At 69.1% G+C, this 21282-nt stretch carries 19 protein-coding genes; 7 read left to right on the top strand and 12 right to left on the bottom strand.

All coding sequences use genetic code 11. From position 1 onward, the window contains the following. The first annotated feature begins 155 nt into the window (after nucleotides 1-155). A complete protein-coding gene (locus ACP93_RS00490) occupies nucleotides 156-1220 on the top strand; it encodes an SDR family oxidoreductase (protein ID WP_048488917.1) in 1065 nt (354 codons plus the stop codon). A gap of 857 nt (nucleotides 1221-2077) precedes the next feature. Here ACP93_RS00490 and lolD read toward each other — a convergent pair. The 9 genes from lolD to ACP93_RS20880 all read right to left on the bottom strand — a co-directional run bounded on the left by lolD (nucleotide 2078) and on the right by ACP93_RS20880 (nucleotide 8590). Next, entirely contained in the window at nucleotides 2078-2833 is a 756-nt protein-coding gene (gene lolD, locus ACP93_RS00480) for a lipoprotein-releasing ABC transporter ATP-binding protein LolD (RefSeq protein WP_048488915.1), read from the bottom strand. Then, entirely contained in the window at nucleotides 2826-4070 is a 1245-nt protein-coding gene (locus tag ACP93_RS00475) for a lipoprotein-releasing ABC transporter permease subunit (protein WP_048488914.1), read from the bottom strand. Before ACP93_RS00475 ends, lolD begins: the two co-directional genes overlap by 8 nt. A 23-nt stretch (nucleotides 4071-4093) precedes the next feature. After that, entirely contained in the window at nucleotides 4094-4546 is a 453-nt protein-coding gene (locus ACP93_RS00470) for a hypothetical protein (RefSeq protein ID WP_048488913.1), read from the bottom strand. Beyond that, complete coding sequence (locus ACP93_RS00465; protein WP_048488912.1) at nucleotides 4497-4745, bottom strand: FAD assembly factor SdhE; 249 nt, start codon at nucleotides 4743-4745, stop codon at nucleotides 4497-4499. The genes ACP93_RS00470 and ACP93_RS00465 overlap by 50 nt, the downstream gene beginning before the upstream one ends. Before the next feature lie 126 nt (nucleotides 4746-4871). Then, on the bottom strand, nucleotides 4872-5654 hold the full coding sequence (locus tag ACP93_RS00460; protein WP_010342653.1) for a succinate dehydrogenase iron-sulfur subunit: 783 nt from the start codon (nucleotides 5652-5654) through the stop codon (nucleotides 4872-4874). 105 nt (nucleotides 5655-5759) lie between these two features. After that, nucleotides 5760-7550 carry a succinate dehydrogenase flavoprotein subunit gene (gene sdhA / locus ACP93_RS00455; RefSeq protein ID WP_048488911.1) on the bottom strand — a complete coding sequence of 597 codons (1791 nt, stop codon included), beginning with the start codon at nucleotides 7548-7550 and terminating at the stop codon, nucleotides 5760-5762. A 33-nt stretch (nucleotides 7551-7583) separates the two neighbouring features. Further along, nucleotides 7584-7970, bottom strand: coding sequence for a succinate dehydrogenase, hydrophobic membrane anchor protein (gene sdhD / locus ACP93_RS00450; protein ID WP_048488910.1), 387 nt, complete (start codon nucleotides 7968-7970; stop codon nucleotides 7584-7586). Beyond that, nucleotides 7967-8359 (bottom strand): succinate dehydrogenase, cytochrome b556 subunit, encoded by a 393-nt coding sequence (gene sdhC, locus ACP93_RS00445; RefSeq protein ID WP_048488909.1) that lies wholly within the window; start codon nucleotides 8357-8359, stop codon nucleotides 7967-7969. The genes sdhD and sdhC overlap by 4 nt, the downstream gene beginning before the upstream one ends. Nucleotides 8360-8419: 60 nt before the next feature. Continuing rightward, on the bottom strand, nucleotides 8420-8590 hold the full coding sequence (locus ACP93_RS20880; RefSeq protein WP_081481960.1) for a DUF1674 domain-containing protein: 171 nt from the start codon (nucleotides 8588-8590) through the stop codon (nucleotides 8420-8422). Between the two features lie 39 nt (nucleotides 8591-8629). Between ACP93_RS20880 and ACP93_RS00440 the strand changes: the two genes are divergently transcribed. Then, nucleotides 8630-9502, top strand: a complete 873-nt coding sequence (locus ACP93_RS00440) for a CAF17-like 4Fe-4S cluster assembly/insertion protein YgfZ (RefSeq protein WP_048488908.1) — start codon at nucleotides 8630-8632, stop codon at nucleotides 9500-9502. A gap of 28 nt (nucleotides 9503-9530) precedes the next feature. On the opposite strand, the gene ugpC is transcribed toward ACP93_RS00440, so the two are convergent. Next, complete coding sequence (gene ugpC / locus ACP93_RS00435; RefSeq protein WP_048488907.1) at nucleotides 9531-10655, bottom strand: ABC transporter ATP-binding protein; 1125 nt, start codon at nucleotides 10653-10655, stop codon at nucleotides 9531-9533. Nucleotides 10656-11101: 446 nt separating this feature from the next. On the opposite strand from ugpC, the gene zwf reads away from it, so the two are divergent. The 5 genes from zwf (at nucleotide 11102) to ACP93_RS00410 (ending at nucleotide 17033) form a co-directional block, all read left to right on the top strand. Beyond that, entirely contained in the window at nucleotides 11102-12538 is a 1437-nt protein-coding gene (gene zwf, locus ACP93_RS00430; protein ID WP_204243614.1) for a glucose-6-phosphate dehydrogenase, read from the top strand. Further along, nucleotides 12535-13542, top strand: a complete 1008-nt coding sequence (gene glk / locus ACP93_RS00425) for a glucokinase (protein WP_048488906.1) — start codon at nucleotides 12535-12537, stop codon at nucleotides 13540-13542. Before zwf ends, glk begins: the two co-directional genes overlap by 4 nt. Beyond that, nucleotides 13539-14258 (top strand): 6-phosphogluconolactonase, encoded by a 720-nt coding sequence (gene pgl / locus ACP93_RS00420; RefSeq protein ID WP_048488905.1) that lies wholly within the window; start codon nucleotides 13539-13541, stop codon nucleotides 14256-14258. The genes glk and pgl overlap by 4 nt, the downstream gene beginning before the upstream one ends. A gap of 120 nt (nucleotides 14259-14378) precedes the next feature. Then, the gene (edd, locus tag ACP93_RS00415) at nucleotides 14379-16298 is read left to right on the top strand and encodes a phosphogluconate dehydratase (RefSeq protein ID WP_048488904.1); all 1920 of its coding nucleotides are present in this window, start codon (nucleotides 14379-14381) and stop codon (nucleotides 16296-16298) included. A gap of 81 nt (nucleotides 16299-16379) precedes the next feature. Continuing rightward, nucleotides 16380-17033 carry a bifunctional 4-hydroxy-2-oxoglutarate aldolase/2-dehydro-3-deoxy-phosphogluconate aldolase gene (locus tag ACP93_RS00410; protein WP_048488903.1) on the top strand — a complete coding sequence of 218 codons (654 nt, stop codon included), beginning with the start codon at nucleotides 16380-16382 and terminating at the stop codon, nucleotides 17031-17033. Nucleotides 17034-17198: 165 nt separating this feature from the next. Here ACP93_RS00410 and ACP93_RS00405 read toward each other — a convergent pair whose 3' ends face one another. Both ACP93_RS00405 and ACP93_RS00400 read right to left on the bottom strand, forming a co-directional pair. Beyond that, nucleotides 17199-17627 carry a hypothetical protein gene (locus ACP93_RS00405; RefSeq protein WP_048488902.1) on the bottom strand — a complete coding sequence of 143 codons (429 nt, stop codon included), beginning with the start codon at nucleotides 17625-17627 and terminating at the stop codon, nucleotides 17199-17201. A 110-nt stretch (nucleotides 17628-17737) separates the two neighbouring features. Continuing rightward, on the bottom strand, nucleotides 17738-20854 hold the full coding sequence (locus ACP93_RS00400; protein ID WP_048489133.1) for a discoidin domain-containing protein: 3117 nt from the start codon (nucleotides 20852-20854) through the stop codon (nucleotides 17738-17740). Nucleotides 20855-21282: the final 428 nt, after the last annotated feature.

Genomic DNA, 21282 nt, shown 5'->3' with positions numbered 1-21282 from the left:
GCCTCTCGGCGCAGGCCATCGGTCTACGCCGGGACACCACGTCAGAATTTGCCTAACGCCCGAGCGCGCGCCGCGTCACAGTCCCGGCGCAGTTCGCCGCGGCTTCATCGCCAGGCGCCTATGGTGCAGTGCCCAACGTCGTAAGGAGTGCGCGCATGCGCAAGGGCATCGCACTGATCGTCGGAGTCACTGGCATCTCCGGCTATAACCTCGCCAACGTGCTGGTCGCCGACGGCTGGACCGTCTATGGGCTGGCGCGTCGCCCGGTGCCGCAGGACGGCGTGATCCCGGTGGCGGCCGATCTGCTCGACCGCGAGGCCACCGTGGCCGCGCTGCGCGGGCTGCCGATCACCCACGTGTTCTTCTGCACCTGGACGCGACGCGACACCGAGAAGGAGAACGTCGCCGCCAACGGCGCGATGCTGCGGCACCTCTGCGAAGGCCTCGACGGCACCACGCTGCAGCACATGGCGCTGGTCACCGGCACCAAGCACTACCTGGGCTCGTTCGAGCACTACGGCAGCGGCAAGGCGGAGACGCCGTTCCGCGAGAGCGAACCGCGGCAGCCGGGCGAGAATTTCTACTACACGCTGGAAGACCTGCTGTTCGACGCCGCCGCGCGCCACGGCTTCGGCTGGAGCGTGCATCGCTCGCACACCATGATCGGCCAGGCCAACGGCAGCAATGCGATGAACATGGGCGTGACCCTGGCGGTGTACGCGACGCTGTGCAAGCACGGCGGGCAGCCATTCGTGTTCCCGGGCTCGCGGGCACAGTGGGACAGCCTCACCGACCTCACCGATGCCGGCCTGCTCGGCCGCCAACTGGCCTGGGCCGCGACCAGTCCGGCCGCACGCAACCAGGCCTTCAACACGGTCAACGGCGACGTGTTCCGCTGGCGCTGGATGTGGGGCGAGATCGCCGCGTTCTTCGGCCTGGAACCTGCGCCCTATCCGGATGCGCCGATGCCGCTGCAGCCGCGCCTGCAGGACACCGCGCCGGCACTGTGGCGCGAGATCGCCGAGCAGCATGGGCTGGTCCAGGCGGATGTGAACCAGCTCGCGTCGTGGTGGCATACCGATGCCGATCTGGGCCGCGAGATCGAATGCGTCAACGACATGACCAAGAGCCGCGATCTGGGTTTCCTCGGCTACTACGACAGCCGCGCCTCGTTCCTGGAACTGTTCACGCGGCTGCGTGCGCAACGGGTGATTCCCTGAGGAACCTTACCTGCCAGGGCCATCCTGCGGCACGAAAGCGGCAATCCAGGAGCGTTGCAATGCGTTTGGGGGTGGCGCCTTTGTTCGTCATGCTGCAGAAGGTTTTTCTGGTGCTGCGGGAGCAGTTTCGCTGCCGGCAGCAACCCGAGGCTGCCATGTGTTCGGCTGCGTTGGTCGCGGCTGAAGCCGCTCCTACAGTGCAAGCTCTCGCGGGAGCGGCTCAGCCGCAGCTTGCTTTCTCGGTGACGCCCCGTCGCGGCTGAAGCCACTCCTGCGACAGATGGGGATGCACCGCTGGATGACGCGATCGTCATGCCTTTCCAAATGCAGCAACGCCGCGCCGCGCCACACCCTGTGGGAGGGGCTTCAGCCCCGACGCGTTGTTGTCTGAAGCGTCGGGACTGACGTCCCTCCTACAACGATCCTGGTTGGCAGGATAGCGATGCCACTAGCGTTCGCATCACTCGCGGACTGCGAATGCCGCGTTGTCGGCGAACCAGCGGGCAGGAACGACGCAAGCCCCACTGTAGGAGCGGCTTCAGCCGCGACAGGCTCTACCGGGAATGCCCGTCGCGGCTGAAGCCGCTCCTACGAGGGTCACGGTGTGTCCGGCTGCGCCGCGACAACGCGAGTGTGGAGGTGCCCTTCCGTCGCGGCGCCGACCGCATCGGTGGGCAGCACGGCCCTGTCGTCGCGATTGCAGGCGCTGCCCCAGGAAGCGTCGCTGCCGCGCCTGGACGCCGTCACACCTGGACTCCGCGCAACAGGCTTCAGCCACTCACGGCCGTCAGGCCGCGGCATGCCCAGCATCATGCGGTGCGGTGGCGCCGCGCTACGGCGGCTGCCACCGCGCGCGTTCAAACGTCCGCAGGCGCCAGTTCGCGCAGCTTGCCCTGGTGCAGTTCCAGCACGCGGTCGAGCTTGCGCGCCAGGCTGCGGTCGTGGGTGACCAGGACCAGGCTGGTGCGCTGCGCGCGGTTGAGCTCGAGCATCAGCGCGAACACATTGGCCGCAGTCTTGTCGTCGAGATTGCCAGTCGGCTCGTCGCCGAGCACACAAGCGGGACGATTGACCAGCGCACGTGCCACCGCGGCGCGCTGGCGCTCGCCGCCGGACAGTTCGCCCGGCTTGTGCTCCAGGCGATGGCCCAGGCCCACCGATTCCAGCAGCGCCCGCGCGCGCGCATCGGCGTCCTGCATCGGCGCGCCGCCGAGCAGCACCGGCATCATCACGTTCTCCAGCGCGGTGAACTCGGGCAGCAGGTGATGAAACTGGTAGACGAACCCCAGCGAGCGGTTGCGCAACTGCCCGCGCGCCGCGTCGGTCAGCGCCGACATGCGCTGCCCGGCCACGTAGACCTCGCCGGAGGTCGGCACGTCGAGGCCGCCGAGCAGGTGCAGCAAGGTGCTCTTGCCGGCACCGGAGGCGCCGACGATGGCCACGGTCTCGCCCGCCGCCACGCTCAACTCCAGGCCGTCGAACACCGGCGTGCGCATCTTGCCTTCGGCGTAGGTCTTGGCCAGGCCTTCGGCGCGGATCGCCGCCTGCTGCGTCGCTGCGTTCTGCACGTTCGATTCCCGATTGCCGATTCCCAACTCCCTGCCCTCATTCATAGCGCAGCGCCTCAGCCGGCTGCGTGCGCGCCGCGCGCCAGGCCGGGTACAGCGTGGCCAGGAAGCTCATCAGCAAGGCCACGATGGTGATCACCATGACGTCGTGCGGCTGCATGTCGGTGGGCAGGCCGGTGATGTAGTAGACGTCCTCCGGCAGCAGCTTGATGTTGAACACCGCCTCGATGCCGGCCAGGATCCGTTCCAGGTTGAGCGTCAGCACGATGCCGCCGATCACGCCGGCGACGGTACCGATCACGCCGATCAGCGTGCCCTGCACCATGAACACCTGCATCACCCCGCCCGGGCTCAGCCCCAGCGTGCGCAGGATGGCGATGTCGGCCTGCTTGTCGGTCACCAGCATCACCTGCGAGGACACCAGGTTGAACGCGCCCATCGCGATGATCAGCGACAGCAGGATGCCCATCACCGTCTTTTCCATCTTCAGCGACTGGTACAGGTTGGCGTTCTCGCGGGTCCAGTCGCTGACCATGTACGGGCCATGCAGGTTCAGCGCCAGATCGCGCGCCACGTTCCAGGCCTGGTCCATGTCGTGCAGCCTCAGGCGCACGCCGGTGACGCCGTCGCCCATGCGCAGCACCCGCTGCAGGTCGGGCATGCTGGTCACCGCCAGGCCGCGGTCGATCTCGTTGTAGCCGGCCTCGAAGATGCCGCTGACGGTGAAGCGCTTGTAGCGCGGCACCATGCCCATCGGGCTGGCCTGCGGCTCGCCGAGCATCACCACGACCTTGTCGCCCACGCCCACGCCCAGCCACAGCGCCAGTTCCTGGCCGAGCAGGATGTTGTAGGACCCCGGGGTCAGGCTATCGACCGAGCCCTGCTTCATCTTCTGCGCCAGCACCGAGACCTTGGCTTCTTCCTTGGGCAGGATGCCGCGGACGATCGCCGGCTGGTTGCGCTGGCCGGTGAGCAGCGCCTCTTCCTCGACATAGGGCGCGGCGCCGGCGACGCGCTTGTCGCGCATGGCCACGTCCACCGCGTGCTGCCAGTCCTCCATCGGCGCGCCCTGCGCGCTGACTGTGGCGTGCGCGGCCATCTGCAGCAGGCGGTCGCGGATCTCCTTCTGGAAGCCGCTCATCACTGCCAGGGTGGTGATCAGCACGGTCACGCCCAGGGCGATGCCGAGGATCGAAGCCATGGAGATGAAGGAGATGAAATTGTTGCGGCGCTTGGCGCGCAGATAGCGCAGGCCGATGGCCACGGGTAAGGGTTTGAACATGCGCAGCCACCATCCAGGGAGCGCTATGGTGCCATTTGCGGCGGCGCAGACGAAGCGGCAAGGGCCGAAGCGGCCAGACGCAGTTCACGTCGTGCCGCCGCCGGCAGCGTGTCCGGCCACCACGCCAGGCGCTGCGTGCGCCCCTGCGCGTCGCGCCAGCGCACGAACGCCAGCGGTCCGCGCCAGGCGACCTGCAGGTCGCTCGCCGCCACACCGTCGACGCTGGGCGCGCCGGCGCCGGCGGGAAGCACCAGCGTGCGCGGTGGCCGCCTGGCCTCGCGGCGCAGCAGCCACGCCGCGTACAGCAGCGCGAGCACGGCCGCCGGCCAGGCCAGGTGTGGCGGCAGGTCGGAACCGAGCAGCGACAGCGGCGCCAGCGCGCCGAGCAGGGTCAGCGCGGCCAGCAGCCAGCGCGAGGGGCGCCAGTCAAGCCGGCATGGCGCGGATGGACGCGATGAGGTCGGCGGCGCGTGCATCGGGACAAGCCTCGTAGCCCATGAACCAGCGCCACAACTTATCGTCCTCGCAATCGAGCAGGTATAGGAAAACCCCGCGCTCGTCCTCGGAAGCCTCCGCCCAGCGCCGGTCCAGGTAACGGCCGAACAGTTGGTCCAGCTCACGCATGCCGCGCCGGCAGCGCCAGCGCAGCTTCTTCAGTTCGGTGGTGTCGTCCATCGCATGCGCCCTTGCCTGGGGCGGCGCCGCACGGCAGCCGCCGAAAACGAACGCGGCACCGAACCCGAAAGCCGGTGCCGCGCGGTCGGCGGGCAGCCCCGCCGTGTGGAACGTACGCTGCCGCGATCAGGCGCGGCGCGCCATCATCAGCTTCTTGATCTCGGCGATCGCCAGCGCCGGGTTCAGCCCCTTCGGGCAGGTCCGCGCGCAGTTCATGATGGTGTGGCAGCGGTACAGCTTGAACGGATCTTCCAGATCGTCCAGGCGCGCCCCGGTGTCCTCGTCGCGCGAGTCGATGATCCAGCGGTAGGCCTGCAGCAGGATCGCCGGACCCAGGTAACGCTCGCCGTTCCACCAGTAGCTCGGGCAGCTGGTCGAGCAGCACGCGCACAGGATGCATTCGTACAGGCCGTCGAGCTTCTTGCGGTCTTCCGGCGACTGCAGCCGCTCGCGATCCGGCGGTGGCGGGGTCTGGGTGCGGATCCACGGCTTGATCGAGGCGTACTGCGCGTAGAAGTGGGTCAGGTCCGGCACCAGATCCTTGACCACGCTCATGTGCGGCAGCGGGTAGATCGGCACTTCCTTCTTGCCGCAATCGGCGATCGCCTTGGTGCAGGCCAGCGTGTTGGTGCCGTCGATGTTCATCGCGCACGACCCGCAGATGCCCTCGCGGCACGAGCGGCGGAAGGTCAGGGTCGGGTCGATCTCGTTCTTGATCTTGATCAGCGCGTCCAGAACCATCGGGCCGCACGCGTCCAGGTCCACCTCGTAGGTGTCGGTCCGCGGGTTGCTGTCGTCGTCCGGATTCCACCGGTAGACCTTGAAGGTCCGCACGTTCTTCGCGCCCTTGGCGGGAAAGTGCTTGCCCTTGCCGATCTTGGAATTCTTGGGGAGGGTGAACTCTGCCATGGCTTTTAAATCCGGGATTGGGGATTAGGGATTGGAGATTTGGGCGAGAGCAGGAAACGAAGCGTTGTCGAATCCCGAATCCCCACTCCCCAATCCCGGCTTTGGTCAGTAAACGCGCGGCTTCGGCGGCACCACGTCCACGTCCTTGCTGAGCGTGTACATGTGCACCGGGCGGTAGTCGAAGCTGCACTGGCCCTTGTCGTCGACGGTGACCAGCGTGTGCTTCTGCCAGTTGACGTCGTCGCGGTCGGGGAAATCCTCGTGGGCGTGCGCGCCGCGGCTTTCCTTGCGCTGTTCGGCCGAGTTGATCGTCGCCACCGCGTTGAGCAGCAGGTTGTTCAACTCGTAGGTCTCGATCAGGTCGGAATTCCACACCAGCGAACGGTCCGACACCTTCACGTCCTCGAAGCTGGCGAAGATGTCGGCCATCTTGTCCACGCCTTCCTTCAGCGTCTTGCTGGTGCGGAACACCGCCGCGTCGGACTGCATGGTGCGCTGCATTTTGTCGCGGATCACCGAGGTCGGGGTGCTGCCGTTGGCGTTGCGCAGCTTGTCCAGCAGACCCAGCGCCTTGTCGCAGGCATCGCCCGGCAGGCCCTTGTGCGGGGCGCCGGTCTTGATCGTCTCGGCGCAGCGGTTGGCCACCGCGCGGCCGAACACCACCAGGTCCAGCAGCGAGTTGGAGCCCAGGCGGTTGGCGCCGTGCACCGACACGCAGGCGGCCTCGCCGATGGCGTACAGGCCCGGCACCACCGCATCGGGGTTGTCGCCGTCCTTGCGCACCACTTCGCCGTGGTAGTTGGTCGGGATGCCGCCCATGTTGTAGTGCACGGTCGGGATCACCGGGATCGGCTGCTTGTGCACGTCGACGCCGGCGAAGATGCGCGCGCTCTCGGCGATGCCGGGCAGCTTGTCGTCGATCACGCCCGGGCCGAGGTGGGTCAGGTCGAGCAGGATGTGGTCCTTGTGCTCGCCGACGCCGCGGCCTTCGCGGATCTCGATGGTCATCGAACGCGACACCACGTCGCGCGAGGCCAGGTCCTTGTAGTGCGGCGCGTAGCGCTCCATGAAGCGCTCGCCGCTGCTGTTGCGCAGGATGCCGCCTTCGCCGCGCACGCCTTCGGTGATCAGGCAGCCGGCGCCGTAGATGCCGGTCGGGTGGAACTGCACGAACTCCATGTCCTGCATCGGCAGGCCGGCGCGCATCACCAGGCCGCCGCCGTCGCCGGTGCAGGTGTGCGCCGAGGTGGCGCTGAAGTAGGCGCGGCCGTAGCCGCCGGTGGCCAGCACCACGCCATGGGCGCGGAACAGGTGCAGCGAGCCTTCGGCCATGTCCAGGGCGAGCACGCCGCGGCAGGCGCCTTCCTCGTCGAAGATCAGGTCGAGCGCGAAGTACTCGATCATGAAGCGCGCGTTGTGCGCCAGCGACTGCTGGTACAGCGTGTGCAGCATGGCGTGGCCGGTACGGTCGGCGGCGGCGCAGGTGCGCTGCGCGGACGGACCTTCGCCGTACTTGGTGGTCATGCCGCCGAACGGACGCTGGTAGATCTTGCCGTCCTCGGTGCGGCTGAACGGCACGCCGTAGTGCTCCAGCTCGATGATCGCGGGGATCGCCTCGCGGCACATGTACTCGATGGCGTCCTGGTCGCCCAGCCAGTCCGAGCCCTTGATGGTGTCGTAGAAGTGGTAGCGCCAGTCGTCCTCGCCCATGTTGCCGAGCGCGGCGGAGATGCCGCCCTGCGCGGCCACGGTGTGCGAGCGGGTCGGGAAGACCTTGGTCAGGCAGACCGTCTGCAGGCCCTTCTGGGCCAGGCCGAAGGTCGCGCGCAGGCCGGCGCCGCCGGCGCCGATCACGACCATGTCGTACTTGTGTTCGGTGATCTTGTAAGCGGACATCGAAATGTGGTTCCTAGAGGGGGCGCCGTTGGATCAGGCGATGCCCAGCGCGATGCGCGCCACGGCGAAGATGCTGACGATGGCGCCGAGCACGGCGACGAAGCGCACGATGGTCTGCGCGGCCAGGGCCAGCAGCGAGGTGTGCACGTAGTCTTCCAGCACCACCTGCATGCCGAGCTGGGCGTGCCAGAACGCGGCGATCAGGAAACCGACCAGCAGGATCGCGTTCCACGGCTTGGCCACGGCCTCGGTGGCGGCGACGTAGTCCGAGCCGAGCAGGCTCAGCACGAAGATCAGGAACCAGATCGACAGCGGCACCAATGCGGTGGCGGTCAGGCGCTGCACCACGAAATGCTCGGTGCCGGTCTTGGCCGCGCCCAGGCCGCGGACGTTCTTCAACGGGGTGCGATAGCGGCTCATGCATTGGCTCCCAGCAGCACGTAGGCCCACACGGCGGCGGTCAGCACGAAGCTGAGCACGACCGACAGCCAGCCGATGGTGACGAAGGCGCGGACCGCGTAGCCCTGGCCGAAATCCTGCAGGATGTGGCGCAGGCCGCCGAACAGGTGGAAGGCGAAGCACCAGGTCCAGCCGAACAGGAAGACCTGGCCGTACCAGGCCCCGGCGATGTCGCGGAAGCAGTTCCAGGAGGCGGGGCCAAGCATCAGTGCCAACAGGCCGGCGGCGATGATCAGGGCACCGATCGACAGCACGATGCCGGTGGCTCGATTCAGGATCGAGGTCACCATCTGGATCTGCCAGCGATAGACCTGCAGATGCGGGGAAAGAGGACGTTCGCGCGTAGCCATTCGCTGGGCTCGTTGTCTCGGCTGGGCGGCGTGCTTAAGGCCGCGTTGGCTCAAAGCTGCTCAAAAATCGATGCAGCGTCCGTTTTTCTCCCAGTCGCCGTAGCGCGTCGGCTCGAGGCCGCCGCGTCCGCCGATCTCCCGCGGCGCAGGCTCGGTCTGCGGAGGGGTGTCCTCGGCGGGCCGCTGCGTTTCGGGATCGGACTCGGGTGTGGGGGTTGGTTGGCCTATCATGCGGGTCTCACAACTCGTCAATTTTAGTCCTCCCCTCTCGTGCCTGACAACCTGAATCTGGAATCCGGCGGTTTTTCCGCCTTGCCACACCTGCAATACGTCGCCTTGCGCGGCCCGGATGCGGTGGCCTTCGCGCATGCGCAGTTCGCCAACGACGTGCAGGCGCTGGCCGTGGGCCAGTGGCAATGGAACGCCTGGCTCACCGCCAAGGGCCGGGTGATCGCGGTGTTCGCGCTGCTGCGCCAGGCCGACGACGCCTTGCTGGCACTGCTACCCGACGGCGGCGCCGAGGAGTTGGCGACGGCGCTGGGCCGCTTCGTGTTCCGGCGCAAGCTGCGCATCACCATCAAGGACACACTGCTTGCCTTGGGTCGCCTGAGCCTACCGGAGCAGGCACGGGGCGCGACGTCGGCGCACGATGAGGCCGGCGTGATCGAGCTGGACATGGGCGGCGACGGCCTGCCGCGCACGCTGCGCCTGGTGCCGGCAGCGGCCGCGGATGCACCGGCGGCCGACCCGGCGCTGGCGCAGGCCTGGCGCGCGGCCGACCTGCGCCTGGGCCTGGTCCGGCTTGCACCGAGCCAGCGCGAACAGTGGACGCCACAGCAACTGGGTCTGGACCGGCTGCACGCCTTCAGCGTCAAGAAGGGCTGCTACCCCGGCCAGGAAATCGTCGCCCGCACCCACTTCCTGGGCAAGGCCAAGCGCGCCGTGCAGTTGCTGGAACTGGATGCGACCGTCGCGATCGACGCACCGGTGCAGCGCGACGGCCAGCCGTTCGGCAGCGTGGTCAGCGTTGCCGGCACCCTGGCATTGGCGGTGCTGCCTCTGGACGATACACCACCGGCGGGGCTGGACGTCGACGGCCACCCCGCACGCTGGCAGCCATTGATCGAGGGCCTGGCGCGCTGAGCGCGCCAACAGCCGCACTCGCCGTCGCTTACGGCTGTTGCGGGCCCCGGGTCCCGGGCCCCGGGTCCCGGCTTTCCAGCCTCTCCCCGCTCTCGGCATCGAAGAAGTGCAGCGCGTCGCCGCGCACCGCCACCCGCAGGCGTTCGCCCAGGCCCGGCAGCGCGCGCGGCGCCACCCGCATCACCAGCGGCTGCGCGCCATGGCTGAGATTGACGAAGATCTCGTTGCCGACCGGCTCGATTACCTCGATGGTGGCCTCGAAGCCGCCCTGCGCATCGTCACTGGGCTGCAGGTGTTCCGGCCGCACGCCGATCGCCAGCTCCCGGCCCAGCCACTGCGGCGCGATCTGCGCCCCCGGCAGCGGCACCCGCCCGCCGTCCTGCAACTGCAGCTGCAGGCCGCCCTCTTCCACCAGCCGTCCGCGCAGCACGTTCATCGCAGGGCTGCCGAGGAAGCCGGCCACGAACAGGTTGGCCGGGCGGTCGTACAGCGCCATCGGCGTGTCGATCTGCTGGATCAGCCCGTCCTTGAGCACGACGATGCGCTGGCCCAGGGTCATCGCCTCGACCTGGTCGTGGGTGACGTAGATCATGGTGGTGCCGAGCTTGCGGTGCAGCTGCGCGATCTCGGTGCGCACCGAATGGCGCAGCTTGGCATCCAGGTTGGACAACGGCTCGTCGAGCAGGAACACCGCCGGCTCGCGCACCAGCGCGCGCGCCAGCGCCACGCGCTGGCGCTGGCCGCCGGACATGGCGCGCGGCAGCTTGTCCAGCATCGGGGTCAGGCCCAGGGTGTCGGCGGCGGCGGCCACGCGCTGGCGGATGACCTCCTTGCTCTCGCCGCGCAGCTTGAGCCCGAACGCCAGGTTCTCGGCCACGGTCATGTGCGGGTACAGCGCATAGCTCTGGAACACCATGGCGATGTCGCGATCCTTCGGCGCCACCTCGTTGACCACGCGCTCGCCGATGCGCAGCTCGCCGCCGCTGATCTCTTCCAGGCCGGCGATCATCCGCAGCAGCGTGGACTTGCCGCACCCCGACGGCCCGACCAGCACCATCAGTTCGCCGTCGGCCACTTCGAAGCTGGCCCCGTGCACGGCGACCTGGCCGTTGTCGTAGACCTTGCGGATGTTGTCCAGTTGTACTTTCGCCATGGTGCGGTATCCGGTTTCCGGCAGGAGGAACGGGCTGCCGCCGGTCCCTCCCGAAGGCAGTGCATACGAATGCGGGTCGCATCGTGCCCGCGCGCAGGCAACAATGCATCGCGATGCGGTATTCTGCCATGTAACCGTTTTCACGGGGCAACATCGAGCCTGGGAGGGCACGCAATGCGATCCGCCAGCCGCCGATCCGGCGCGCCGTCGTCACCCAGCCGGATGAAGTCCGGCCTGCAGCATGAGGCATGGGAGAGGTATGCTCAGAGGTCTGGCAGTCGTATTCATCTCCTGGATCGTGCGTCTCCGCTTGGCGGCCCTCCCGCGTCACGCCTTCGCCCGAACCGGCCGGATACAGGCCGTTCCCGCCGTTCGCTTTCCCACGCCACGTCACTCCTAGCCCCCAGGTGATCGACACCATGTCACCCGAAACCGAAACCCGGTCGATGCACGATACCTTCCTGCTGTTCGGCGCCACCGGCGATCTGGCCCAGCGCTATCTGTTCCCCTCGCTGCTGCGCATGCTCGACGACGGCTTCCTGCCGGAAGACTTCCGCATCCGCGCGCTGGCGCTGTCGCCGCACGACACCGCCAAGTTCCACGAGCTCCTCAAGCCGCGCCTGCAGGCGGCAATGCCGCAGATCGGCGAATCGATCGTGCAGGCGCTGCTGGCGCGCATCGACTACCGCTCGGTGGACCTGCGCGATGCCGAATCGGTGGCCGCCGCGGTGCGCGACCTGACCGCACGCCGCTGCGTGAGCTACCTGGCGATCCCGCCGGGGCTGTACATCAGCACTTGCCAGGGCCTGGCCCTGGGCGGCGCCCTGGCCGCGCCGCACCGGCTGATGCTGGAGAAGCCGATCGGCCACGATTCGGACAGCGCCCGCGAGATCGTGCAGGCGATCGGCGCGCTGATCGACGAGGACCGCGTGTTCCGCCTGGACCACTACCTGGGCAAGGCCGCGGTGCAGAACCTGATCGCGCTGCGCTTCGGCAACACGCTGCTGGAAGCGGTGTGGAACCGCAACTACATCGAGTCGGTGGATATCCTGGTCGCCGAAAGCGAAGGCGTGGACGGCCGCGACGCCTACTACGCACGCTCCGGCGCGCTGCGCGACATGGTGCAGAGCCATATCCTGCAGTTGCTGTGCCTGGTGGCGATGGAGCCGCCGGCGTCGCTGGAAGCCGACCGCATCCGCGACGAGAAGGTCAAGGTGCTGCGCGCGCTGCGCCCGCTGAGCGCAGAGCATGCCGCCCGCGACAGCGTGCGCGGGCGCTACACCGCCGGCACCATCAACGGCCAGCCGGCGCAGGCCTACCAGCCGCCGGAAGGCAGCGACGTGGAAACCTTCGCCGCGGTCACCGCCTACATCGACAACTGGCGCTGGGCCGGCGTGCCGTTCCGCCTGTGCACCGGCAAGCGCCTGGCCGAGCGCTCCACCCGCGTGGTGGTCACGCTCAAGCCGGTCACCCACTGGCTGTTCGAGCGCCCGGCCGCGCAGCAGGTGGCGCCGAACCGGCTGACCTTCCAGCTGCAGCCGCAGGAGAACATCGAACTGGGGCTGATGAGCAGCCTGGCCGGCCCGGAATGGGGTGCGCTGGAACTGCAGCCGCTAGAACTGGAACTGTCGGTGCCCACCGGCCTGCACCGGCGCATCGCCTACGAGCGGCTGATGCTCGACGCGCTCAACGGCAACCACGCACTGTTCGTGCGCGACGACGAGGTGCGCGCCGCCTGGGCCTGGATCGACAGCGTCAGCGCCGCCTGGGCGCAGGCGCTGCTGCCGCTGCAGCCCTACCCCGCCGGCAGCTGGGGGCCGGAGGAAGCGCAGGCCTACGTCTCCTGCGACCAGTCCGGCGCCGCGCCGAAGGTCGCGCCGTGAGCGCGCCGCAGCGCCCGGTGCTGGTCGCCGACATCGGCGGCACCAATGCCCGTTTCGCCCTCGCCGATCTCGACGCCTCGGTGCCGCTGCTTGACGACAGCACCCAGACCTACTCGGTGGTGGAATTCCCGTCGCTGGGCGACGCCGCCCGCCACTACCTGGAACAGACCGGGGTGGACGCGCGCAGCGGCACCTTCGCGGTCGCCGGCCGCGTCGACGGCGGCGAGGCGCGCATCACCAACCATCCTTGGGTGATCTCGCGGGCGCGCACCCGCGCCATGCTCGGCTTCGACGAACTGCACCTGATCAACGACTTCGCCGCGCAGGCGATGGCGATCAGCCTGCTGCGGCCGCAGGACGTGGTCCAGGTCGGCGGCGCCAGCTGGACGCCGTCGCCGATCGAGGTGCCGCGCAACTACGGCGTGATCGGCCCCGGCACCGGCCTGGGCGTGGGCGGCCTGCTGATGCGCGGCGGGCGCTGCTTTCCGCTGGAGACCGAGGGCGGCCACGTCAGCTTCCCGCCGGGCACGCCGGAGGAGATCCGCATCCTGGAACTGCTGTCGCAGCAGTTCGGCCGCGTCTCCAACGAGCGCCTGATCTGCGGCCCCGGCCTGGTCAACATCCATCGCGCGCTCAGCGAGATGGCCGGCGACGACCCGGGCCCGCTGCAGCCGGAGGACATCACCGCGCGCGCCGCGCAGGGCGACTACCGGGCGATGCGCACCGTGGACGTGTTCTGCGCCGTGTTCGGCGCCATCGCCGGTGACCTGGTGCTGATGCAGGGCGCCTGGGACGGCGTGTTCCTGACCGGCGGGCTGGTGCCGAAGATGCTCGATGCGATCCAGCATTCCGGGTTCCGCCAGCGCTTCGAGCACAAGGGCCGGTTTTCGTCGATCATGGCGCGGGTGCCGTCGCTGGCGGTGATCCATCCCCGTCCCGGCCTGCTCGGCGCCGCCGCCTACGCGGTGGACGCCGCGCGGCAATCCCCAGGAGCCATTGCATGAGCCCCACGCTGTCCGACCGCATCACGCTGATCCGCTACGACGATCCGGACGAATGGATCGACGCGGCGGCAGCCGAGATCGGCACCGCGCTGCGCGAGGAGATCCAGCGTCGCGGCGGCGCGCGCCTGCTGCTGTCCGGCGGCACCACCCCGGCGCCGGTGTACCAGGCGCTGGCCGAACTGCCGCTGGACTGGTCGAAACTGGAGGTCGGCCTGGTCGACGAGCGCTGGCTGTCGCCGCAGGACAGCGACAGCAACGCCTACCTGATCCGGCACAGCCTGCTCGACCGGACCGAGGATGCGCGCTTCGAGCCGCTGGTGCGGGTCGGCAAGCCGCTGCAGGACTGCGTGCACGCGGCCAACCTGCACGCGCAGCACGCCCCGGCCGCGTGCATGGCGGTGCTGGGCATGGGCGGCGACGGCCACACCGCCTCGCTGTTCCCCGGCGCCACCGATTTGAACAAGGCGCTGACCAACCCGCTGCCCTATGCCGCGCTCGACGCCACCGGCTGCCCCGGCGCCAACACCTGGCCGCTGCGCATCACCCTGACCCCGGCCGGCCTGGCGCCGATCGGCCAGCGCATGCTGCTGTTGCGCGGCAAGCAGAAGCTGGAGGTGCTGGAGCGCGCGCTGGCCGGCACCGACCCGCACGAGTACCCGATCCGCGTCGCCTTCGATACGCCTGGTGCGCGCCTGCGCGTGCATTGGTGTGAGTGAGGCGGGACCCGGGGCCCGGGACCCGGGACCCGGAACAGCAGCACCGCCTGCCTTTGCTTTTCCCGGGTCCCCGGTCCCGGGTCCCGGGTCCCGCCTCTCCCCCCATAGCCACTTCAGCCAATGACCACCCTGCATCCGACCCTCCACGCGATCACCGAACGCATCCGCCAGCGCAGTGCGCCGTCGCGGCGCGCCTACCTGGCCGGCATCGACGCCGCGCTGCGCGACGGCCCGTTCCGCAGCCGCCTGAGCTGCGGCAACCTCGCCCACGGCTTCGCCGCCTGCGGCCCCACCGACAAGAGCCGGCTGGAAGGCGGGATCACCCCCAACCTCGGCATCATCACCGCCTACAACGACATGCTCTCGGCGCACCAGCCGTTCGAGCACTATCCGGAGATCATCCGCAACACCGCGCGCGCGCTCGGCGCTACCGCGCAGGTGGCCGGCGGCGTGCCAGCGATGTGCGACGGCGTGACCCAGGGTCGGCCCGGCATGGAACTGTCGCTGTTCTCGCGCGACGTGATCGCCCAGGCCACCGCCATCGGCCTGAGCCACGACATGTTCGACACCAGCCTGTACCTGGGCGTGTGCGACAAGATCGTGCCCGGCCTGCTGATCGGCGCGCTGGCCTTCGGCCATCTGCCGGCGGTGTTCGTGCCGGCCGGGCCGATGACCCCGGGCATCCCCAACAAGCAGAAGGCCGAGGTGCGCGAGCGCTACGCCGCCGGCCAGGCCACCCGCGAGGAACTGCTGGCAGCCGAATCGGCGTCCTATCACGCGCCCGGCACCTGCACCTTCTACGGCACCGCCAATTCCAACCAGGTGCTGCTGGAAGCGATGGGCGTGCAGTTGCCCGGCGCCTCCTTCGTCAATCCCGGCACCCCGCTGCGCGAGGCGCTGACCCAGCAGGCGACCGAACGCGCGCTGCGCATCACCGCGCTGGGCAGCGACTTCCGCCCGCTCGGCCGCTTGATCGACGAGCGCGCCATCGTCAACGCCGTGGTCGCGCTGATGGCCACCGGCGGCTCCACCAACCACACCATCCACTGGCTGGCGGTGGCGCGCGCGGCCGGCATCGTGCTGACCTGGGACGACCTGGACGCGCTGTCGCAGCTGGTGCCGCTGCTGGCGCGGGTGTACCCGAACGGCGAGGCCGACGTGAACCACTTCGCCGCCGCCGGCGGCATCGGCTTCGTGTTCCGCGAGCTGATGGACGCCGGGCTGATGCACGACGACCTGGCCACCATCGTGCCCGGCGGCATGCGCGCCTACGGCGACGAGCCGTGCGTGCAGGACGGCAAGCTGGCCTACGTGCCGAGTCCGGCCAAGAGCGCCGACGAGGCGGTGGTGCGTCCTGCCTCCAACCCGTTCGAGGCGCAGGGCGGCCTGCGCCTGCTGCGCGGCAACCTCGGCCGCTCGCTGATCAAGCTGTCGGCGGTGAAGCCGCAGTTCCGCACCATCGAAGCCCCGGCCGTGGTGATCGACGCGCCGCAGGCGCTGAACAAGCTGCACGCCGCCGGCGCGCTGCCGCACGACTTCGTGGTGGTGCTGCGCTACCAGGGCCCGCAGGCCAACGGCATGCCGGAACTGCATTCGCTGGCGCCGCTGCTGGGCCTGCTGCAGAACCAGGGCCGGCGCGTGGCGCTGGTCACCGATGGGCGCCTGTCCGGCGCCTCCGGCAAGTTCCCCGCGGCCATCCACGTGACCCCGGAAGCGGCGCGTGGTGGTCCTCTGGCACGGGTGCGCGAAGGCGACATCGTGCGCCTGGACGGCGAGGCCGGCACCCTGGAAGTGCTGGTGGATGCCGCCGAATGGGCAGCGCGGCCGCTGGCGCCGAACACCGCGCCGGCCGCGCACGACATGGGCCGCAACCTGTTCGGGCTCAACCGCCGCATGGTCGGCCCCGCCGACCAGGGCGCGCTGTCGATCTCCTGCGGCCCGCCGGCCGCCGACGGCGACCTGTGGAACTACGACGCCGAGTACGACCTGGGCCGCGATGCCGAGGCCGCCGCCGCGCCGCACGAATCCAAGGACGCCTGACCGGCCGCGCTACCGCCGCGCGCCTACCCTGCCCTGGCCGTGCGCGGCCCGGGCCTCGCCCCCTTCGCAACCGAGACGCTCATGACCATCGCCGAACACCAGACCAAGGCCGAACAACTGCTGCGCGCGGCCGGCATCCTGCCCGTCGTCACCGTCCACAGCCTGGAAGAGGCGCGCCGCGTGTCGGCAGCGCTGCTCGAAGGCGGCCTGCCGGCGATCGAACTGACCCTGCGCACGCCGGTGGCGATGGACGCGCTGGCGATGCTCAAGCGCGAGTTGCCGGACATCGTGATCGGCGCCGGCACCGTACTCAACGCCACCCAGCTGCAACAGTCGATCGACGCCGGTGCCGATTTCATCGTCACCCCCGGGACCACCCCGACTCTGGCCGACGCCCTGGCGCAGGCGCCGCTGCCGGTGGTGCCGGGCGCGGCCACCCCGAGCGAACTGCTGGCGCTGATGGAGCGCGGCTTCCGCGTGTGCAAGCTGTTCCCCGCCTCCGCCGTCGGCGGCCTGGCGATGCTCAAGGGCCTGGCCGGCCCCCTGGCCGAGCTCAAGCTGTGCCCCACCGGCGGCATCGGCGAAAGCACCGCCGCCGAGTACCTGGCCCAGCCCAACGTCGTCTGCATCGGCGGCTCGTGGATGGTGCCCAAGGACTGGCTGGCCAACGGCGAATGGGACAAGGTACGCGAGAGCTCGGCGAAGGCGGCGGCGATAGTTGCCGGGACCCGGTAAAGCCGGGACCCGGGACCCGGGACCCGGGACTCGGGACTCGGGACTCGAAACAGCAAAGCAGAAGCGCCGGCATGCCGGCGCTTTCTTTTGTTGGTGATGGCGGCCGCGCTGTGTTGATCGGCAATATGCTGCGCACTGCATCGTGCGCTTGGGCGTGTTCCCGCTTCAGTCCGGGACCGCGGCCTGTCCGGATGGATGACCACCGAAGAAAATCAACTCTCCTTCGTGATACTTCTCGATGACCCAGCCGTCACCGAAGATCCACACGTCCCAATCTTCAGTGACTATCTCGAGCGCATGGTCGATGACCAATCGCGCACTGCATTTGATTTCTGCAAGATCGGCATTCGACCAAACGATCGTCAGATCGCACTCCGCGCTTCTGGCCGAAAGAATCTCCCGGATGATGGCCGATGCCTCCATGTCGTCGGCGACTGCATGAGCCACTCGCCCTTTGTCAGGAAAATCGAGCCTGCCCCATGACGTGACCGGGATGGCGCGCTTCCCGGCCTCCTCCTCGATGTCGAAACCGACCACCTCGAAACCGCTGGCATCTCCCTCGACGTTCTTCAGGAAGCCCGGCAGATGTTTCATGCACTTCTCCTGACGTCGCCTCCGAATCTCACTGCTCGCGCCGGCTCTTGCCCTTCCGGGTCCCGGGCCCCGGCTTCACCGAGTCCCGAACCCCGAGTCCCGGCTTCATCTCACCGCACATCCACCTGCACATCCGCCGGCAGCGTACGGATCCGTAACTCTCCGTGCTCCCACTGCGCCGTTTCGCCGTTGACCAGGGTGCGGCCGGGTTCGCCCGGGTATGGCCACGGCAGCACCAGGCCGCCGCTGGGCATGCGCAGGCCCTCGGGGATGTTCAGCAGCAAGCGGTTCTTCTGCCGGCGCAGCTGGTAGCTCAGCGGCCCCTGCGGTGTGCGCAGTTGCTCGATCGCCACGCCCTTGCCGTCGAACCAGTCGGTGGGAAGGCCCGCTGCCAGTACCAGGCTGTCGTCGACGTCGCGGGCGTAGGCGAACATGTCCAGCACCGAGCGCACGAAATCCGAGGCGACCCAGGCATGCGGCAGGTCGCCGAGGAAGAACGGCTTGCGCGGCGTGCGCGAGACCACCTCGGCCCACTGGTTCCACGCCTGCGGCGTGCGGTCCTTGAAGAAGAACTGCGTCGCCTCCCAGGCGCGCTCGCGCCAGCCCAGGCGCACGAACGCGGACACGTTGCGCCACTCGTACGGCGTGTAGTCCTTCCACTCGCGAGTCCCGTCGCGGCGGCCGACGAACTCGCCCCAGTAGCGCTCGAAGGTGTTGTCGAGCAAGGCCTGCGGCAGCCGGCCCTGCTCACCGCCCGGCGCCAGCGCGATGGTGGTGGAGGTCGGATCGAAATCGCCCAGCTCCGCCGAGCCCGGCAGGAAGTCGATGTGGTGCTGCTGGGTGGCCGCGTCCAGCGAGGCGTACAGGTCCTGGCGGAACTGGTCGCGCGAGGTGGCGAAGCGCGCGGCATCGTCGATGCGGCCCAGCTCGGCGGCGATGCTCACCGCGTCCTTGTAGCCGCGCAGCGCCCAGAAGTTGTCCCAGTACGAGTGCATCGGCTTGGCCGAATAGCCCTCGTGGCTGATCGACACCGGCATCATCCCGTAGAAGGCTGCGTTGCGCGCCCGATTCTCGTCGGTGCGCTCGCTCAGCCGCAACTGCTCCATGTAGGTGTAGGCGCCGAGCACGTGCGGCCACATCTGCTCCAGGAACGCGCGGTCGCCGCTGTAGCGGTAGTAGTCGGCGACGCTGTAGATCAACTCGCCGTGGCTGTCGTTTTCCGGCACCGGGTCGCTGCCGCGGTCGTCCACGCAGCACGGCACCATGCCGTTGGCGAACTGGTACGGCGCGTACCACTCCACGTATTCGCGCACAACGTCGGCGCGGCCCAGCCGCAGCAGGCCTTCGGAGATCATCGCACCGTCGCGGATCCAGCTGCGCGAGTACGAGCGCGTGCCCGGCTGCAGGCGCGGCCCGATCCGCGAGATCAGCATGTGCGCCAGCGCGGTGCGCAGCGTGTCGGTGACTGCCTTGCCTTGCGCCGGCACGTGCAACTGCACGCGGTCCAGCTTTTCGTGCCACTGCGCGGCGACCTGCTGCTGCGCACGCGCGGCGTCGAAGCCCGCGGGCAGCGCGGCGTTGCCGGTCTGCGGAATCACCAGTGCCACCTCGCGCACCTCGCCCGGGGCCAGACGCCCGCGGTACAGCAGCGCGCCGGAGGCCAGCCCGTCGGGATCCTGCGCCTGCTGCGGCAGGCCGCTGGCGTCGGTGCCGAGCCGTTCGACGTCGATGCCGGCGTCGAACGCGCTGGCATAGGCCGCATCCGGCTTCTGCACCGCGAACACCCGCGGCTGGCCATTGACCTGCACCTGCGTGCCGGCGAAGGCCAGCGAGCGGATCGAGCTGACGCCGCCGACCGTGTTGAGGAACTGGCTGGGCGGATTGACCTGGAACGGACGCACCGCCAGCGCCAGGGTGTAGTCGTGCGGCTGCTTGCTCGGGTTGCTGAGCCGGTAGCGTGCCACCAGTTGCGCCTGCTCCGGCTCGCCCTGCACGAAGGCGGTGACGCGCAGCGCGGCGTTGTCGTGGGTCCAGTCCACGCTGGGAATCGGCAGGTAGTCGTCCTGCAGGCTCTGCGCAGTCTTGACGTCGGCCCAGCTCAGGCGCTTGCCGTCCAGCACCAGGAACGGCTCGATGCTGAAGCCGCCCTTGCCCACCTCGATCGCGCCATCCTCGCCGACCAGGCCCTGCTCGCGGCCGCCGTCCAGGCCGACGATGGTCCAGTACGGTTGCTCGCCGCTGAAGCCGCGCGGGAACCAGCCGCGGGTGGACTGCGCCGCCACCGACTTGATGAAGTCGTTCTGGGTCGCGGCGAAGGCCAGCGGCTGCAGCGCGATATCGGCGATACCGTAGCGGAAGCTGGGGCCGTCCTGCAGGTCGAAGCGCACGTAGCGCGCCTCGGTCTCCGGCAGCGCCAGCCAGTCGGTGCCGCCATTGCCGGCGGTCACCTGGCGCAACTCGCGCCAGCTGCGCCCGTCGGCCGAGCCCTGCACGGTATAGCGCGAGGCGTACACCCCCGGCGCCCACTGCACCTTGGCACCGCCGAACTCGCGCACCTTGCCCAGGTCCAGCATGATCGTCTGGTTCTTGGCGTTGCCGCTGTACCAGACCGTGTCCGGCTTGCCGTCGGCGATGCGCTGCTCCAGCGCCGGCGCGGTATCGGTGCTGACCTTCATCGTCAGCGGCGAGGTGTCCTGCGGCGGCAGCGGGGTCAGGGTCAGCTGGTCGAAACACACCGTGCCGGCGCCGCCGACCTGGTTGTAGATGGTGAACTCGATCTGCGCGCTGCGGGTGAGTTCCTTCTCCGGACTCGGTCCCCAGGCCTTGTCGATCTGTCGCTTCTTGAAGGTGACCGTGCTCCACTGCTTCGGAAAATCGTAGCGCGGGCGATTGACCCACCACACGTTGTCGCCACTGGCGTCGACCAGCTTGAACTGCAGGTCGTTGCTCGGCGAATCGCCGCGCAGCTGGAACGCGAACTGGTAGTTGTCCGGATAGTCGATCGGCAGCGTGCGGCGGATCCCGGCATAGCCGGACACGCCGTTGAAGTCGTAGTCAAGGCACAACGCCTTGGCGCGGCCGCCGCTGGGCGCCTGCACCAGCCGGGTCGAGGCGGTGACCTGGTTGGAGACGACGATCTGCCACTTGTCCAGATCGCTGAAGCTGTCCAGCGTCACCGTGGAGGTCGGTGGCGCCGCAACGGCGTGTGCCGCCGCCAGTCCCAGCATCGCCAGCAGCGCGCGTGCGCACGTCGTCGCCATCCCGTCCCTCATCGTGTTCCCCGTTCGTTGCGTTGCGTGTCTGCTGTTTTCAGAGGGGCGTCGGCCCCGATGCCATTTCTCGGTCTGCTGTCGCGGCTGAAGCCGCTCCTACACGTCCTGCCCGGCCATCCATGGCCGGGCGTTCGGCGCAACGCGCGCCAGTGGCGCTCGGTGTTCCGCATCGCCGCTGCCATCCATGGCGCAAAAATCCCACACCAGATCGTCCGGCCTGGCCATCCATGGCCAGGCGTTCGCGAACGCGCGAGCCAGTGGCGCTCGATGTTCTACTCCGCTATTGCCATCCATGGCGCAACCATCCCACACCAGAACGTCCTGCCCGGCCATCCATGGCCGGGCGTTCGGCGCAACGCGCGCCAGTGGCGCGCAAGCGTTGC

Origin of the sequence: Xanthomonas sp. NCPPB 1128 (genome assembly GCF_001043115.1) — a bacterium.
Taxonomy (GTDB): domain Bacteria; phylum Pseudomonadota; class Gammaproteobacteria; order Xanthomonadales; family Xanthomonadaceae; genus Xanthomonas_A.
This window is presented reverse-complemented; position numbering and strand designations above follow the sequence as displayed.